General features: G+C 39.3%; 16 protein-coding genes. 1 reads left to right on the top strand and 15 read right to left on the bottom strand.

Going from position 1 to position 15,103, the window contains the following annotated elements:
• The first annotated feature begins 28 nt into the window (after positions 1-28).
• Positions 29-622 (top strand): YdcF family protein, encoded by a 594-nt coding sequence (locus C1A12_RS05700; protein ID WP_101842863.1) that lies wholly within the window; start codon positions 29-31, stop codon positions 620-622.
• Between the two features lie 88 nt (positions 623-710).
• On the opposite strand, the gene C1A12_RS05695 is transcribed toward C1A12_RS05700, so the two are convergent.
• The 15 genes from C1A12_RS05695 to C1A12_RS05625 form a co-directional block, all read right to left on the bottom strand.
• Positions 711-1,460 (bottom strand): PRC-barrel domain-containing protein, encoded by a 750-nt coding sequence (locus C1A12_RS05695; RefSeq protein WP_101842862.1) that lies wholly within the window; start codon positions 1,458-1,460, stop codon positions 711-713.
• A 197-nt stretch (positions 1,461-1,657) separates the two neighbouring features.
• Entirely contained in the window at positions 1,658-2,464 is an 807-nt protein-coding gene (locus C1A12_RS05690; protein ID WP_101842861.1) for an alpha/beta fold hydrolase, read from the bottom strand.
• Positions 2,465-2,896: 432 nt separating this feature from the next.
• Complete coding sequence (gene cysQ, locus C1A12_RS05685) at positions 2,897-3,673, bottom strand: 3'(2'),5'-bisphosphate nucleotidase CysQ (RefSeq protein WP_101842860.1); 777 nt, start codon at positions 3,671-3,673, stop codon at positions 2,897-2,899.
• A gap of 59 nt (positions 3,674-3,732) precedes the next feature.
• Positions 3,733-4,890: a sulfate adenylyltransferase gene (sat, locus tag C1A12_RS05680; RefSeq protein WP_235001540.1), complete on the bottom strand. Its 1,158-nt coding sequence runs from the start codon at positions 4,888-4,890 to the stop codon at positions 3,733-3,735.
• 515 nt (positions 4,891-5,405) lie between these two features.
• Positions 5,406-5,576: a DUF1427 family protein gene (locus C1A12_RS05675; protein ID WP_101842859.1), complete on the bottom strand. Its 171-nt coding sequence runs from the start codon at positions 5,574-5,576 to the stop codon at positions 5,406-5,408.
• A gap of 33 nt (positions 5,577-5,609) precedes the next feature.
• A complete protein-coding gene (gene mtnA / locus C1A12_RS05670; protein WP_101842858.1) occupies positions 5,610-6,677 on the bottom strand; it encodes an S-methyl-5-thioribose-1-phosphate isomerase in 1,068 nt (355 codons plus the stop codon).
• A gap of 15 nt (positions 6,678-6,692) precedes the next feature.
• Positions 6,693-7,301: a class II aldolase/adducin family protein gene (locus tag C1A12_RS05665; RefSeq protein WP_101842857.1), complete on the bottom strand. Its 609-nt coding sequence runs from the start codon at positions 7,299-7,301 to the stop codon at positions 6,693-6,695.
• Positions 7,302-7,313: 12 nt separating this feature from the next.
• Entirely contained in the window at positions 7,314-8,735 is a 1,422-nt protein-coding gene (locus tag C1A12_RS05660; protein WP_101842856.1) for an amidohydrolase family protein, read from the bottom strand.
• Positions 8,736-8,741: 6 nt separating this feature from the next.
• A complete protein-coding gene (locus tag C1A12_RS05655; protein ID WP_101842855.1) occupies positions 8,742-9,533 on the bottom strand; it encodes an MTAP family purine nucleoside phosphorylase in 792 nt (263 codons plus the stop codon).
• 18 nt (positions 9,534-9,551) lie between these two features.
• Positions 9,552-10,415, bottom strand: coding sequence for a nucleoside phosphorylase (locus tag C1A12_RS05650; RefSeq protein WP_101842854.1), 864 nt, complete (start codon positions 10,413-10,415; stop codon positions 9,552-9,554).
• A complete protein-coding gene (locus tag C1A12_RS05645) occupies positions 10,399-11,247 on the bottom strand; it encodes an energy-coupling factor ABC transporter ATP-binding protein (RefSeq protein ID WP_101842853.1) in 849 nt (282 codons plus the stop codon). Before C1A12_RS05645 ends, C1A12_RS05650 begins: the two co-directional genes overlap by 17 nt.
• A 24-nt stretch (positions 11,248-11,271) precedes the next feature.
• The gene (locus tag C1A12_RS05640) at positions 11,272-12,132 is read right to left on the bottom strand and encodes an energy-coupling factor ABC transporter ATP-binding protein (protein ID WP_101842852.1); all 861 of its coding nucleotides are present in this window, start codon (positions 12,130-12,132) and stop codon (positions 11,272-11,274) included.
• Positions 12,125-13,024 (bottom strand): energy-coupling factor transporter transmembrane protein EcfT, encoded by a 900-nt coding sequence (locus tag C1A12_RS05635; protein ID WP_101842851.1) that lies wholly within the window; start codon positions 13,022-13,024, stop codon positions 12,125-12,127. The genes C1A12_RS05640 and C1A12_RS05635 overlap by 8 nt, the downstream gene beginning before the upstream one ends.
• Positions 13,025-13,036: 12 nt before the next feature.
• The gene (locus C1A12_RS05630) at positions 13,037-14,074 is read right to left on the bottom strand and encodes a LacI family DNA-binding transcriptional regulator (RefSeq protein ID WP_101842850.1); all 1,038 of its coding nucleotides are present in this window, start codon (positions 14,072-14,074) and stop codon (positions 13,037-13,039) included.
• Positions 14,075-14,439: 365 nt separating this feature from the next.
• The gene (locus C1A12_RS05625; RefSeq protein ID WP_101842849.1) at positions 14,440-15,057 is read right to left on the bottom strand and encodes an ECF transporter S component; all 618 of its coding nucleotides are present in this window, start codon (positions 15,055-15,057) and stop codon (positions 14,440-14,442) included.
• Between the last annotated feature and the right edge of the window lie 46 nt (positions 15,058-15,103).

Genomic DNA, 15,103 nt, shown 5'->3' with positions numbered 1-15,103 from the left:
TATCGTTGAATGGAAGGACAATTTACTTATGGCAGACCATACAAAAATTGCAAAGAACTTTCTCCGCGGCTTCATTTTAATCCTTTTCATCATACCTCTGCTCATATTTCTTCTCTTAGCCGTATTCGGTCCAAAGTGGATGGTGATTGAATATAATGCACAGCCTTCTGATGCTATTATTGTATTAAGCGGAAATGAAGGCCGGCTTGAAAAAGGGGCAAAACTTTATAAGGAAGGACAAGCAGAAACCATGATTCTTTCAAATTCAACTGAATCGGGAACAAAACCTGAGGAAGCTGTAGATTTAGGAGTAGCTGAAGCAGACATTATAGAAGAAGATCAAGCGACGAGCACTTACGAAAATGCAGTGTATACGAAGGAGTTGATGAAGGACTACGAGTTAGAGTCTGCAATTGTGGTGACAAGTAATTATCATTCACTTCGGAGCAAGCTCGCGTTTGAACGGGTATATAACGGAGAAGACGTGTCATTAACATTCTCCCCGTCCCCCTCCTACTACAACCCAGAAGATGGATTAACAAAAAAAGAAACCCAAACGGTCTTTAGCGAATGGATAAAAATGATCGGCTACCTGCCGATATTCATATTTGGAAGCAGCTGAAAAGCCGCTCCCTTTTTTTCTCTTTTATTTTTCTTTTTTTTCTGTGTACCGGGTACAGAGATAGCGATTAAGTGTACCTGGTACCTTTTTAAACCCAATATGGTCTTTTTCTGTACGTTTTGTATAGCTTTTCTTCAAATTTTCTTGTGATTTCATCTCCGCGTTTATAAATAGGACCTCTCTCGATACCATCCAACGTCATGTCCACGTAAATTTTATCATTATCCCAATCTATGGAAGAAATCCAATCGGGTGAGACGAGGACATAAGGGTGGGTAGACCAATTGCCGGAATTGATCAGGAAGTAGCGAATGCGCCAAGTTTGCTCCTCAATAATAAAGTCCGCAATGTTCCCCATTTTTTCATTACCTGCCATCACGTTAGCGTTGTTAAATATCCCTTTCATTTCGTTTATGCTTATTAGTTTGTCAGTTTTATCAGCTATACTTACACCTGTCTTAGCGTCCACAGGTGAATGAGCATATGAGGATGAAGAAGAATTTTCTTCTTTTTCCCACCAGCGAGGATTCCAATTCATCATTTTTGCCATTTTCTGTTCCATATCGGCGTTCATATCGCTTTCACGTTTAACTGATGCATTCTTTTGTAATTCTTCTTTTGTATGGTTTACTTTTATGCGTTTGTTTTCAAAATCGATTGATTCAATGGCAGAAGTGGAGATATAAATGATCTGATCAGGAAACCATTTTGCGGATTCGACAGTAATATAACGGATCACGTAGTCTTTAACATTAAAATAAAGATTTTTCACTTTTCCCATTTCCCCATCATTAGCTTCAAACGTTAACTTTTCTAAATTTGTAGCTTTCATTAACATCTTTCTCACTCCTTCCTAATAATACCTTATATAAAATTTTTCCTTTTTTTCATCCTCATTAAACAACGAAATGAAAAAATCCCACAACCAAAAAAAGGAAGTGAGTATGCATAAGTGTACCTGGTACCATAATGGAGTTATTGTGTACCGGGTACACTTCTATAATTGTGTGGTACCAGGTACAGAATCGGTTATTTTCATCTTAAATTTTGAAAAAAATGATCAAGCTCTTTGTTAAATTTATCGGGCTCTTCTAAAAACAAACAGTGGCTACTCTTTTCAAAGGGAACAAGTTTGGAGCCAGGAATTCTTTTTTGAATATACTCACCTGCAGCCACAGGAAAAAACTTATCATCCCGTCCAAAACAAATTAAGGTTGGAATATCGACATTAGAAAGGGTCTCTCTATAATCAACAGCCGTTTGGTTAAACACGATGGTACTTGCAATGGAGGCAGGAACCTTCATCATTTCAGTCAAAATCCATTTATGAACCTCATCAGCCGGCTTTTCCTTAAACATTCCGTATATAAATTCCCTGTTGAATGATTCCTGGTCTTCTTGGATTGCCTGCATGACCCCTTTTATCGCCTCAAACGTAAAAGCTCCATACTCCCACCCTTCCCAAAGATAATCAGAAGGAGATTGATCGACGACTGTGACCGCTTTTACATTATTGGTTCCAAATTGATTGATATAGTCCCAAACAACAAAGGCCCCCATCGACCACCCAACCAAAATAACATCTTTTAAGTCCAGGTGCTCTATTAATAACTTCAAATCTCTTGCATAATTCGCTACCGTATGGCCATACTCGACTTTGCTGGATTTTCCATGTCCTCGCAGGTCGAACATGATCGTCCTGTACTTTTCTTTAAAATAAGGATACTGATTCTGAAAAAACTGGCTGCTCATCATTACACCATGAATAAAAATAACAGGTTGTCCCACGCCTTCCCCCTCGTAATAAAGCTTCGTTTTCGAATCTATGGACAAGTAATTCACACACAGTCACGTCCCTTCTGATTATAAAGCTATCAATTATTGATATTCATAAGAGAAGAGAATTATTATTTTTTAATGGTACCAGGTACACTCAATCTATTTATCTGTACCAGGTGCAGAGAGAAAAAAGAAAAAAACCTTGCAGTAGGTTATTACTGCAAGGTTTGCTATCTAACAGGTGCTATTTACACTCTTTTGGGGACCGTTTTTTGGTACCAGGTACAGTAGTGAAGTAACTACGTACCCGGTACAGAGTTATCTTATTTGAGTACCGGGTACGCCCATTTTTAAGAATAAAATGCAGATCTGGCACGAATAAATGAATTTTTCGCGATAATGCTGTAGTAAATATTTAATTATCTACCTTTATTTTGTACCGGGTACAGAGAATCAACTTAAGTGTACCTGGTACCTATAACAGAGAATCCCTCATTATTTCCTATAGGCGAGGAACCATGGGTTTTTTAGGTTTTCTTTGTTGTAGGTGAGAGGTTTGTTTTCTGCAGCGACTTCCACTTTTGCACCGGAGAGTTCGACGATCGCCTGGCCTGCTCCTGTATCCCATTCCATCGTCGGTGCGTACCTTGGGTAGAAGTCTGCGTTTCCTTCAGCGATGAGACATAACTTCAGTGAGCTTCCTGCTGTAATAGTTTCTACCTTTTTGTATTTAATTTTCAAGTCTTCAATAAATGCTTCCGTCTCTGCTGACATATGAGAGCGGCTGGCCACAACGCGAACTGTTATATCTTTTTTCTGTTCCAATGGCAGCCGCTTGACACTTATATTCTCCCTTCCCCATATACCATCAACTTTATAGGCTCCCTTTGTTTCCTCAGCAACGTATAACGTATCAAGCGCTGGGGCGTAGACAATACCTTCAACAGGTCTGCCATCCCGAATTCGTGCAATGTTTACCGTGAATTCGCCGTTCTTTTTTATAAACTCCTTTGTCCCGTCAATGGGATCAACTAGCCAAAACTCCTTCCATTCTTTCCGTTGTTCGTAAGGAAGATGTCTACCTTCTTCACTTAAAACAGGAAGTGCAGGAAAGTGTTTACGCAATACATTTTTAATCACATCATGTGCTCGTTTGTCAGCAGTTGTTAACGGAGACTCGTCTTCCTTGTATTCTATGTCAAAATCAGTTTCATAGATTTTCATAATTTCTTTTCCGGCTGATAGAGCGGCCTGAATTAAGTATCTGTTCATGTGAGGTCCTCCTTTGATTAACAAAAATCGCCAGCCGTAACAGCTGACGATTTACTATTTTATTGCTTCATTCCCTTAATTAATACATCAGCTACCTCTGGACGAGAGAATTCTTTCGGAGGACGTTCTCCGTTTCTCAGCAGCTCCCGAACCTTTGTCCCACTAAGGTGGACGTGGTGCTTCTTGTCATGAGGGCAAGTTTTTGCTGATGCCATGTTTTCACATATCTCGCAGTAAAACGCATGCTCGAATTTAAAAATACTGATGCCAAGTTCATCTTCATATTTAGCGATAAGTTCCTGAGCATCATACGTTCCGTAATAATCACCGACACCCGCATGGTCGCGTCCGACGATGAAGTGAGTACAACCGTAATTTCGACGGACGATGGCGTGTAAGATCGCTTCCCGCGGTCCGGCATAACGCATAGCTGCAGGATAAATCACAAGACGAACGCGATCTTTAACATAATAATTTTGAATAATCGTTTCATAGCTTTCCATACGCACATCTGCCGGAATGTCATCAGACTTGGTTTCTCCCACTAACGGATTTAATAAAAGGCCGTCGACGGCTTCAAGTGCTGTTTTTTGAATGTGCTCATGCGCACGGTGTACCGGATTACGCGTTTGAAAGCCTACTACTGTTTTCCACCCTAAATCCTTAAATAACTGACGCGTTTCTGCAGGGTCTAAGTAATAATCTTTAAATTTACCGTGGTCCGGACGATTGAGAAGCTTGATAGGTCCCCCAAGGTATACATTTCCCTTATCGTAAACCTTCTTCACCCCAGGGTGAGCTTCTTCTTTTGTACCGTAAACTTTCTCGGCTTCAAGTTTCTCATCATAGGTGAATTTTTCTTCAACGTGAATCGTTCCATAAGTGATACCGTCTTCACCCTTCAGAGCGATTTCTTCTCCGATTTTGATCTCATCAGCCTGACTCTCTGTTACAGGGAGTGTAATGGGGATACTCCAGACCGTGCCATCCTTTAAACGCAGTTCGTTTACAACACGCTCATAATCAGCCTTGCCCATGAAGCCTTGAAGCGGACTGAAGCCTCCAATCCCAATGAGCTCAAGATCTGAAATCGTCCAGGCGGATATCGTAAGTGAAGGAAGTTTTTTTGCTTGCTCAAGTGCCTCTTGGCGATCTTTTCCTTCTACTTCTTTGTTTACTAATTCATTTAATTGCTGTGGTTTTAATTGTACGGTCATCATATACCTCCGTTGTTTAAAGTAGCGAGCCAAGCCGCTTTTTTCTCCTCTATAAATAGAAACATAAATATATGATTTTAGCAAATATTCAAACAAGTGAACTATTGGAGCTGCTAAAAAATCTTAAGACCCCGGAAACTTAATAACAAAATAGGTATTTAACTAAAAAGAGTCATTTTAAAAAACCTTTTCTCATAAGGAGAAAAGGTTTCTTCATTCCATAAAAGGGACTCATCTGCTCAAGGAAGTTCCAAGCTTATCAATTTCTTTTTCTCAAATTCAGAGGTTGTACAAGTCACTCGTTCCATATCTTTTTCAGTATCGAGCATCATTAATTGAAACTATCAATAGGAACCTGTTTTGACCACTATCTATTCATCTACATTTTTGCTTAACATTATCTTCTTCCACCTCAAGCTCCTTATAAAATCATATCTCCTGTAAGAAAGAGATGTAGTATTTCATGCTAGGTAAATGATTTCTTTTATTATATACCAATCCTTTTGCTCTTTCACCTACTGGAATCTCATAAAAAGAACCTCAATAATTTTTCCTCCTATATACACACCTGCTACACCAAGAACTCCAGCTAACACAGGAGGAGCGGGTAAAGGAAGTTTTATTAATTTAAAAACAACACCGATCACGATTCCCGCGATCATCGCGAGAAAAGCTTCTTTTATCATACATCAACCTCCTGCCATACCAGATAGATTATACTATACAGCGGATTTTTCAATTACTTTTCTCAAGTGCGTCTCATAAGGAGCGGTTATTACCCCCTTTTCTGTAATAATTCCTGTAATTAACGAGTTTGGAGTAATATCAAAAGAAGGGTATAATGCCTGAACCCCTTCAGGAGCTATAGGTTTTCCATTAAAATGTGTCACCTCACTCGGATTACGCATTTCGACTTCAATATATCTTCCGGCAGGTGTGTTAAAGTCTATGGTATGACTGGAAGTTGCTGCATAAAAAGGTATGTCATGATTTTGAGCCGCTAGGGCATGCATATACGTTCCAACTTTATTGGCTAAATCCCCGTTGGAGGCCACCCGATCGGAGCCAACGACAACTTTGTCGATATAGCCTTCACTCATACAAAATCCGGACATGTTATCGGTAATTAATGTGTGAGGGATACCAAATTTCTTAAGTTCTAATGCGGTAATTCGAGCTCCTTGTAAATATGGACGTGTCTCACACGTGTAGATATGGATGTTTTTACCTTGCTCATGGGCGGTTCTAATAACTGAAAGGGCTCTACCTCCGTATCCAGCTCCCCCAAAAGCACCTGAGTGACAGTGTGTCATAATCCTATCACCGTCATTGATTAACTCAGCTCCATAAGAACCAAGCTGATATTCAAAATCTAATTGACGTTTAAGTATACCAACTGCCTTTTCTTCAACTGTTGTAATGAGTTCTTCTCCAGAACCTTTAGCTTGTTCCACTATTTCATCTACGGTTTTCATAAGGTTCACAGCGGTTGGTCGCGTGTTTTTCAAAAAATCTCCAGCTTCTTTTACCTCTTGAGGATTCCCATTTGTTTGTAATGCAGCCAAAAAAATGCCATATGCCCCACAAATTCCTATGGCCCCTGAACCTCGAATCATCATGGAGGAGATGGCTTTACCCAGTTGACTGACACTCGTGATTTGACATACGTCTTCTTTAAAAGGAAGTTTAGTTTGATCGATTAGTTTTAAAGTTCCATTTTCAAACCAGATCGGCATTGCCAGTCCTTTTTCTTTGTTTTCTTGAACAAATTGTTCAATTAGTCGCATAATATACCTCCTTTCTTATTGAGTTACTGCGTTTTTTTCCACAACGCGAAGCTGCGAGAGTATAAAAGCCTGTTTTGCTGTTGCTTCCGCAAGGTCAACTACATTATAAGCAGCTTCCAAAGTTGGACCTACCGCACAAACCCCATGATTTTTCATAAGAGAAATTTTGATGTCTGGATACTTTGTAAACACGTCCGTCACGTGCTGAGCTAATTCTTTTGACCCAGAAGGTGCTGTATCTGCTACCGGCACGTGTCCTAGTAACTTTTGAGCTGTCACTGTTGGCAGTGGAAGTTCCATCCCAAGGCATGCATACCCGATGGAGTAATTAGGGTGACAGTGAACAATCGCGTTTACGTCTGGCCGAACTTTATATACTCCTAAGTGAAAACCAATTTCCTTTGAAGGCTTTCCTTGACCTTCAATAACCTCTCCATCCATATCGACAATCAGAGCATCTTCTCGAGTAACCTCTCCAAGGCTGATTCCGCTTCTCTTTATGAGTACATAGTCAGTCCCTGGAATTCTCACACTAATATTTCCACCTGTGGCCTGTGTATAACCCTTTTGGTAAATTTTACGAGAAACATATTGCAATTCTTTTTTTAACAATTCTAAATTCATACACATACCCTCCTAGTTATAAAATTGGTGATAAAACTCTTCTAAAACTGGTTTCTTCTCTTCTACTTTCGAAAGCGCTCCCTGTACTCTCCTTCTTAATTCACCTGATCTCTCTTGAATACGCTCAATTATCTCCTGCTCATCAAAAGCAAGTATCTTATTCTCTCGATAAACCCACTTTCCTTTAATCATGACAGCTTTAATAGATTGTCCTTGTTCATAAAAAACAAGTTGAGAGATTAAATCTTCCTTTGAAATGAACGTGTTTGATTTTCGATTAACAAGAACAAGATCTGCGTTATAACCTTCCGCAATTTTCCCCCGCTTGCTTCCCTTTACTATGTGACCTCCAGAGCGTGTGGCCATATTGAACACCTCATCAGGCTGCAGCCAATTTTCATAGTCTCTATTGTTTACTCGGGACATCATGAGAGACAATCTCATCATTTCAAATGAGCAATGGCTGATTCCGCAATTTGATGCATCTGAACCTAGCCCTACAGAAATATTGCGATTCACATAATTAGCTACAGGAGCAATCCCGCTCCCCAAAATCATATTGCTGGCAGGGTTATGCACTACAGAAACATCTTTTTCTATTATTCGATTCATTTCGTGCTCGTCTAACCAAACCGCATGAGCGACTGACAGTTTTTCATTTAGTAATCCTGCTTCGTCTAAATGACCCAATACCCCGTTAGCGAAAGTTAGATCTCCGATATCCTTTTGAATTTTCGTTTCTAATAAATGAGTGTGAACTTCTAACCCATATTGATCACTCAGGTCCTTACATAACTTTAATGCTTCCTGGCTGCACCTTTGTGGTGCATTAGGACCCAGCATGACTTGAATTTTTTCATTTTTTAAGTGCCAATTGTGTATGAGGTTGGTGTAGAAATCCCTTATTTCATCCAGTTCGTACACTGGGTTATTTTTCTCATCAGACAAACCTAAAAACTCTTCATCTGAAACATTCTGTATCATTGGGGCAAATCCAACATGCATACCTGACTTCTCATACGCTTGCAAAGCCGCAACCGCTCTGTTCAAGTGAGGAAAATGATCAACACACCCAGTAATGCCGCTGCGGATCATGTCGGCAGCACCGATGAGAACAGATAAATAAATATCTTCATCATCTAAAGAAAGTCCATATGCAATGGTATACAAAGACCAGAGTTCTAAAGGCAAGTTACTCTTCGTTCCCTTAAGAAGGTTGGAATACGAATGATAATGTGCATTGGTCATCCCTGGTATTAGAAGGTTCCACTGAGCATCGATGACTTCCTCTGCTGCAAGGACCGGTGCACCCGCTTTTTGTTCATGTGGAAAGATTCTTGTTATTTTTCCTTCTTCTATAAATAAACTTCCTTTTATGGTGCCTCTCACATCATCCATTGATAGAATTTCAGCATTTTTAATCAATACTGACATTGCCAGTTACACACTCGGTTTAGCCAATTTTTCTTTGCGAGCTGCCAAAGCTCTTTCGTAAGCTTTATGAGCAATGGAAGGTCGCTCATTAGAAATCAATTCAACTGCCTTAAGGAAAAGGCTGCGGATTTTTTGCTGATTGTCTTTCACTACATTTTTGTGGGTCTCTAGATCCGGTGGGACATCCGTAGTTCCTGCCGCTAAGTCTGTTGAGATCGTCACTACAGCATAAGCAAGACCTAATTCACGTGCCAGAATGGCTTCTGTTGCATTCGTCATTCCTACCACATCCATTCCCCACTGTTTATACACATTAATTTCTAACGAAGTTTCATAGCGTGGACCGTCCACACAAATGTAGTTCGCTTTTGGAACAATCTCATATCCTAGCTCCCCCGCTGCGTCTAAGAAACTCTGGTTAAGGTCAGGACAATATGGCTGGGTAATTTCTACAGAATATTTCCCATAAGTGGTCACACGCTTTGTAGTCACATCCATAAATTGGTCTAGCAAAGCTAAAGTTCCTACTGGGATTTGTGGATTTAAAGAACCTACCGCGCACATCGCTATTACATGGTTTATTCCTAATTCTTTTAATGCAAGCATATTAGCTCGATAATTGATTTCATGGGCTAGACTGTCATGAGTTTTTCCGTGCCTAGGAAGAAAATAAATGTCTTTACCCGCATACTTTCCAACAAAGACAGTTACTTCTCCATACTCAGTGGAAACTGTTTGCTCCACCATACCATCCACTAAATTATAAAATCCTGTACCGCCAACGATTCCTATTTTCATTCAAAGTCCTCCTTATAATTATATTGTTTTTTCATTTTGTAATAATGAGGGGAAAAAGTAAGGCTTGCCTGATTTTTTCTTTAATTCATCCCACTGATTTAATATTTTAGTAGCTTCTGTTGCCACAGCGATTGATTGAGTTACACCTTCTCCTTTATAAGCGAATTCATCCTTCACTCTATTTGCAACTGCTGTAAATATAGCTCCCGACCTTAAGTTAAATAAACTACTCAGGGTTAATACAGTTGCTGCTTCCATTTCAAAATTCAAAACGCCTGCTTTTTGCATATCGTCCATGATTGTGTTCATAAAGCTTTGATTGTAGTTATTAAAGCCTGGACGTCCTTGACCACAGAAAAAGGAAGCTGAAGTGTATCCGATACCTACGTGATAAGTGACTCCAAGTCGTTCAGCAGCTTCGATCAATGCCATTATTACTTCCTGGTTTGCTACAGCCGGAAACTTAGAATCAACGTATTGGTCACTCGTACCGTCGTATCGGACAGCTCCGGCGCAGATGATAAGATCTCCAGGATTAATGTTTTCCTGCATTGCCCCGCAAGTACCTACACGAATGAAAGTTTCTGCCCCAATCTCAGCTAGCTCTTCCAATGCACTGGCTGTAGAAGGGCCTCCCGCTCCAGTCGAACACGCTGAAATATCTACACCACCAACTTTTCCAGTGTATGTAACGTGTTCTCTATAAGTAGCGATATGTTCTTTTTGATCCCACTGCTCAGCCATTTGCCCGACGCGCTCTGGGTCACCAGGTAATAGAACATACTTCGCAATATCTCCTGGTTTGCAACGAATATGGTACTGGGAATGATCTTCTAATTCTGGTCGATAGGCTTTAGACTTCCATTTAAGTTCGTGTAACAATTTTAACGCCCTCCTCAGTGTTTACTTTCATCGATTGTAAAACGGAATCAATGGTTAAATAGGTTTTATTAGAATTTAAAAACGGTAAACTATGAGCAAGTGAAGTAATTTGAGGAGGTTGAAGTCCTGCCAAATCCATAATCCTCTTGTCAGCGAAGACGTCCTCAGCATGGCCATCAGCAACCTTTTCACTCTGATGCATGACGACTGTTCGGCAATTTAATTCTCCTATTAAATGCATATCATGGGTAATTAACACCACAATGTGTCCGTGCTTCTGGAACATACGAACGAGATGTAGTATCCGCTGACAGCCTTTATGGTCTTGACCGGTTGTTGGCTCGTCCAAGACAATTACCCGCGGGGATATGGCCATAATTGAAGCCATCGCTACTTCTTTTCTCTGACTGGAATTAAGATCAAATGGATTCTCGTTTAAATAATTTTCTAATTCAAAAAGCTCAACTGCTTTGTTTACACGCTCTTCAATCTCTTCTTCTGACATACGCAGATTCTTACAGCCGTATTCCAGTTCCTGGATCACGTTCGGTAAAAAAGTTTGGTGATTTGGGTTTTGGAAAACATATCCTACTAAACTGGACAACTTAGAGATTCGCTCTTTCCTTGTATTTAAGCCTCCGACAGTAATTTTTCCCTTAGTTGGCTTTAACAGCCCATTAAAGTGTTTCACTAACGTCGTTTTTCCAGATCCATTACTCCCTAAAATAGCTACCGCTTCATTATCATAAATATCAAGGTCAATATCCTTTATAGCAGTAACCCCATTTGAATAAACATGAGTCACATCACGGACTGAAATATACGGCTCCATAAAATAGCCCTCCTTAATAATAGTTCAACTCTTAATGTAAGCGTTTTCTAATATTGCTGCAGCTTCTTCGATACTAGTTGATAATTTTACATCTTGTTTGTTTTTCTGATTGTATTGATGGAGAAGTTCAGTAACCTGAGGAGCATGCATAGTCAATTGATGAAGTGTGTCAATTTGCGCAAAGACCTCTGCAGAAGGACCGAACATTTGCTCTTCTCCTTCATTTAGAACGAGCACCTTATCACAATACTCCGCTATTCTTTCAACTTCATGGTCAATAATAATTCCAGTCATTCCGTGTTCCTTAAGGCTTCTCAGTACATCATATACTTCATTCTTTCCCTTAGGATCGAGCATAGAAGTTGGTTCGTCCATAATCATAATAGTTGGCTTCATTGCAAGAACAGAAGCAATAGCCAGACGTTGCTGCTGTCCTCCGGATAATGCAAGAGGGCTTCGTTTCTCAAATCCTAGTAAACCCACCTGCTGGAGGGCTTCTTTAATTCGGCCCTCCATTTGTTCTCTTGGAACCCCTAAGTTCCCTAGCCCAAACGCTACTTCTTCCTCAATCGTCATTTGGCTAAGCTGGTTTTCTGGTTCTTGAAAAACAAACCCGACGTGTTCAGACATTTTAGCTACATTGCCCTTGTGAACATCCAGTCCCTTGACATAAACTTTACCTTCTAATTCCCCTTGAATAACCTGTGGGACCAGCCCGTTAATACACATAGCAAGCGTTGATTTCCCTGCTCCTGTAGGTCCAATAATGCCAAGAATTTCCCCGTAATCTACGGAAAAGTTAATATTTCTTAATGCTTTCACCTCTGCATCAGGAAAAAGAAAAGATAGTCCAGAAACTTCAATGGCTCTTTGATTCTTAAGCATCTGCCACACCTCCTACTAAACTTTGTACACGTTTAAAGATAAACTTGAGGATCATAAACCCAAATACCACCCATGTGCCTATTAAAGAATAAGTGAGTAAAGCATCTGTTGTTAGATTAAGAAAGCCGCTTAAATAAAGTTGCAAGTAAATCTCTATTGCAAGAAATAAAAGGATTCCTATTAAAAATGCATAATCCTTATATCCAATTCTTGTATCTCTTAAGCTGGTTTTTGCGCCTTCTCGACTGAAAGCTCGACATTCCAATACGTAAGAGAGCTGATGTACTTTCATAAATGTGATAATAAAAAGGGGGGCGAATATGGGAATTAGGTTTTTCACACGTTGAATTAAATTTCCTTTCACATCTAAACATCGTGCTTGCTGAGCTTCCATTACTATTTTGGCTTCTCGCGCAATAATTGGAATGATTTGAAACGTTGACAATAAAATGAAAGCAAAGGAATGAGGAACCTTCCATTTCACAAGAGCTGAAGCCATGTCTGAAGGATGAGTGCTCATAACGAACAGAACAGCAGCGGTACCAATAACTAAAATCCGAAACGACATAACACTTGCATAAACCATTGACTCATATTTAAATGTGAGGCCACCAAATATTTCAAAGACAGGAGTAACACCGATAGGATTGTAGATTCCATGTACCGTCATAATTAGTACGGCAAAAAGCAGCAGAAACTGCATAGAGATGAGATAAGGCTTTACTAGCTTTGCTGCAACAACTAGCGGAAAAAGAAATACTAAGAATAGTAACTGAAGGGCGGGATCATTTAAGATAAAAGAACTAAGAACGACAAAAGCCACAAAAATCATTTTAGTTCTAGGATCAAGATTGTGAATAAAGCTCTCCTTGGGCAAGTATAAACTGTTCACACATTTTCCTCCTTATGAACCCTTATAGAAAGGGATATTTTCAAGTGAAACCCTGCTAGTTGACTCGCGCTCAATTAACGTTGGTTGAAAAGTAACCGTTTCTTTAAAATTCTTCCCTTTTCGTGAAATTTGCACAGCTAGTTCTACTGTCTTTTGGGCCATGTCTTCGATAGGCGTCCGAATCGTCGTCAGTGTTGGAAATACAATTTCAGCAAATTGGGAATCATCAAATCCGATTACGGATACATCTCCAGGGATTGAAAGATGAAGCTCTCTTGCTGCTTTATATACCCCAACTGCAATTGCATCATTTCCCGCAAAAATTGCAGTTGGTCGGTCTTTTAGTGATAACAACTCTTTTCCTTTATCGTAACCACTCTGAATTTTGAACTCACCTAGTCTAGTAAACTTCTTGTTCACTTTTAAACCCTGATCTTCTAAAGCCTGGCTGTATCCTTTTAATCGTTCAGTAGATGCATAAGAATCAGCCTGTCCCCCTATATAACCTATACTTCGGTGGCCACGGTCCAATAAGTGTTTCGTCGCTTCATATCCACCTTCGAAGTTATTCACAAGAACTTCGTCTATTTGCACGTCGCTAACTTGACTTCCCAAACTGATAAAGGCTAAATCAGACCTCGATCTCATCACTTCCTTTATATTTCTGTCATTCATTTCCGGAGTAGAAAAAATAACCCCGTCGACCCCTTTTCGGATTAAAAAGTTAAGATATTCCGCTTCTTTATCCAGGTCGTTATCGGTATTACAAAGAATGACATTGAACCCATATTGGTTGGCATGATCTTCAATAGCCCGAGTTAATTCTCCATAAAAAATATTCTTAATATCAGGAATAATTAAACCGAATGTTGCGGTTTGCTTCTTTATCATGGCTGTGGCTACCATATTTTTTTGGAATTTAAGTTTTTCAACAGCTTTATTGACTTTCTCTTTCACTTCCATACTGGTATAGCCACTATTGTTTAACACTCGGGACACCGTCGATATAGAAACATTAGCTTCTTTTGCCACATCTTTGATAGTAACCATTTGTACACTTCCTTTTCTTTATGAAAACGTTTCCTTGTAAACATGGAATTCTATATAAGTAACTCATATGAAATTAACATACCTTAAATGAAAACGCTTCAATATAATGATTTTATTATACCCTTCTGTTGAATATAACCGCAAGATTTTTTCAAAAATACTGAATATTTTATTTGAGCGGCTTTTCGATGGCAGGAAACGTTTCCTCAAGGAGTGTTAATAAACAAAGCGTAAAGGCCAAAGTTCTAAGGAACATTGGCCCTCCAATGTTCAGAAATTGATTTTAAGCTTAATGTAATATAAAATATTTACTAAGTCTTTTAGGGCATCAATTCTTCAAATTTTTTGTTGAATTGATGTCTTTTTTATGCTGAAATTTTCTTGTCTTTATTTTTTTTAGTGTTGTTCATACCAATTTTTTCACGTATATCTTTAGCATTTGGCAAGAAACGAACAGGAAATGATCTCAAAATTACCCAAACAATCCATAGAGTCAAGACTTTATCCGCTACAGTTCCAGGAATGTTAGCTATAAATGCTGCATTGAATATTTCCTGCCCAGAAGCAATCATACCAGCAGTGAGTACGTCTACTGTGTGACCCGAGAACCCTCCAAAAGCGTAAACCGAAATAATTGTTGATAAAACAGAGGCCAATAAACCTACAATTCCACCAGCTATAAGAACTTTCCAAGTCTTTTTAAACCAACCTTTTTTATAAAAGAAGTAAGCCAAAAAAGCAACAAACATTCCAACTAGAGCAAAGGGTAAATAAGTCCAGCGAACAATTAATGCAAGAATGACGTTCGTCATTAAAGCCGTGGCAGCTCCCCAGACAGGACCAAGAACAATAGCATTTAAAACCGTGCCAATGTTATTTAAGAAAAGAGGCAGTTTTAACATTTCAACAATTGAGTTGGCTACCCAGTTCAAAGCAATACCGGCAGGAATCATAGCAACAATAAAACTAGAAAGTTTTTTCATTTCCTATCTTTCCCTCCTATTTATTCTAAACTTAAAAGCTTGTCCC

Source organism: Halobacillus sp. Marseille-P3879, from assembly GCF_900240285.1.
In the GTDB taxonomy this organism is placed as follows: Bacteria; Bacillota; Bacilli; order Bacillales; family Halobacillaceae; genus Halobacillus_A.
This window is presented reverse-complemented; position numbering and strand designations above follow the sequence as displayed.

Coding starts and splice junctions, on each gene's coding strand:
- C1A12_RS05645 (WP_101842853.1), bottom strand. CDS start 11,247: ATGGAGCCGTATATTTCAGTCCGTGATGTGACTCATGTTTATTCAAAT.
- C1A12_RS05665 (WP_101842857.1), bottom strand. CDS start 7,301: ATGAATTTAGAATTGTTAAAAAAAGAATTGCAATATGTTTCTCGTAAA.
- C1A12_RS05695 (WP_101842862.1), bottom strand. CDS start 1,460: ATGTTAATGAAAGCTACAAATTTAGAAAAGTTAACGTTTGAAGCTAAT.
- mtnA (WP_101842858.1), bottom strand. CDS start 6,677: ATGCGACTAATTGAACAATTTGTTCAAGAAAACAAAGAAAAAGGACTG.
- C1A12_RS05640 (WP_101842852.1), bottom strand. CDS start 12,132: ATGCTTAAGAATCAAAGAGCCATTGAAGTTTCTGGACTATCTTTTCTT.
- C1A12_RS05630 (WP_101842850.1), bottom strand. CDS start 14,074: ATGGTTACTATCAAAGATGTGGCAAAAGAAGCTAATGTTTCTATATCG.
- C1A12_RS05660 (WP_101842856.1), bottom strand. CDS start 8,735: ATGTCAGTATTGATTAAAAATGCTGAAATTCTATCAATGGATGATGTG.
- cysQ (WP_101842860.1), bottom strand. CDS start 3,673: ATGAACAGATACTTAATTCAGGCCGCTCTATCAGCCGGAAAAGAAATT.
- C1A12_RS05625 (WP_101842849.1), bottom strand. CDS start 15,057: ATGAAAAAACTTTCTAGTTTTATTGTTGCTATGATTCCTGCCGGTATT.
- C1A12_RS05700 (WP_101842863.1), top strand. CDS start 29: ATGGCAGACCATACAAAAATTGCAAAGAACTTTCTCCGCGGCTTCATT.
- C1A12_RS05655 (WP_101842855.1), bottom strand. CDS start 9,533: ATGAAAATAGGAATCGTTGGCGGTACAGGATTTTATAATTTAGTGGAT.
- C1A12_RS05675 (WP_101842859.1), bottom strand. CDS start 5,576: ATGATAAAAGAAGCTTTTCTCGCGATGATCGCGGGAATCGTGATCGGT.
- sat (WP_235001540.1), bottom strand. CDS start 4,890: ATGACCGTACAATTAAAACCACAGCAATTAAATGAATTAGTAAACAAA.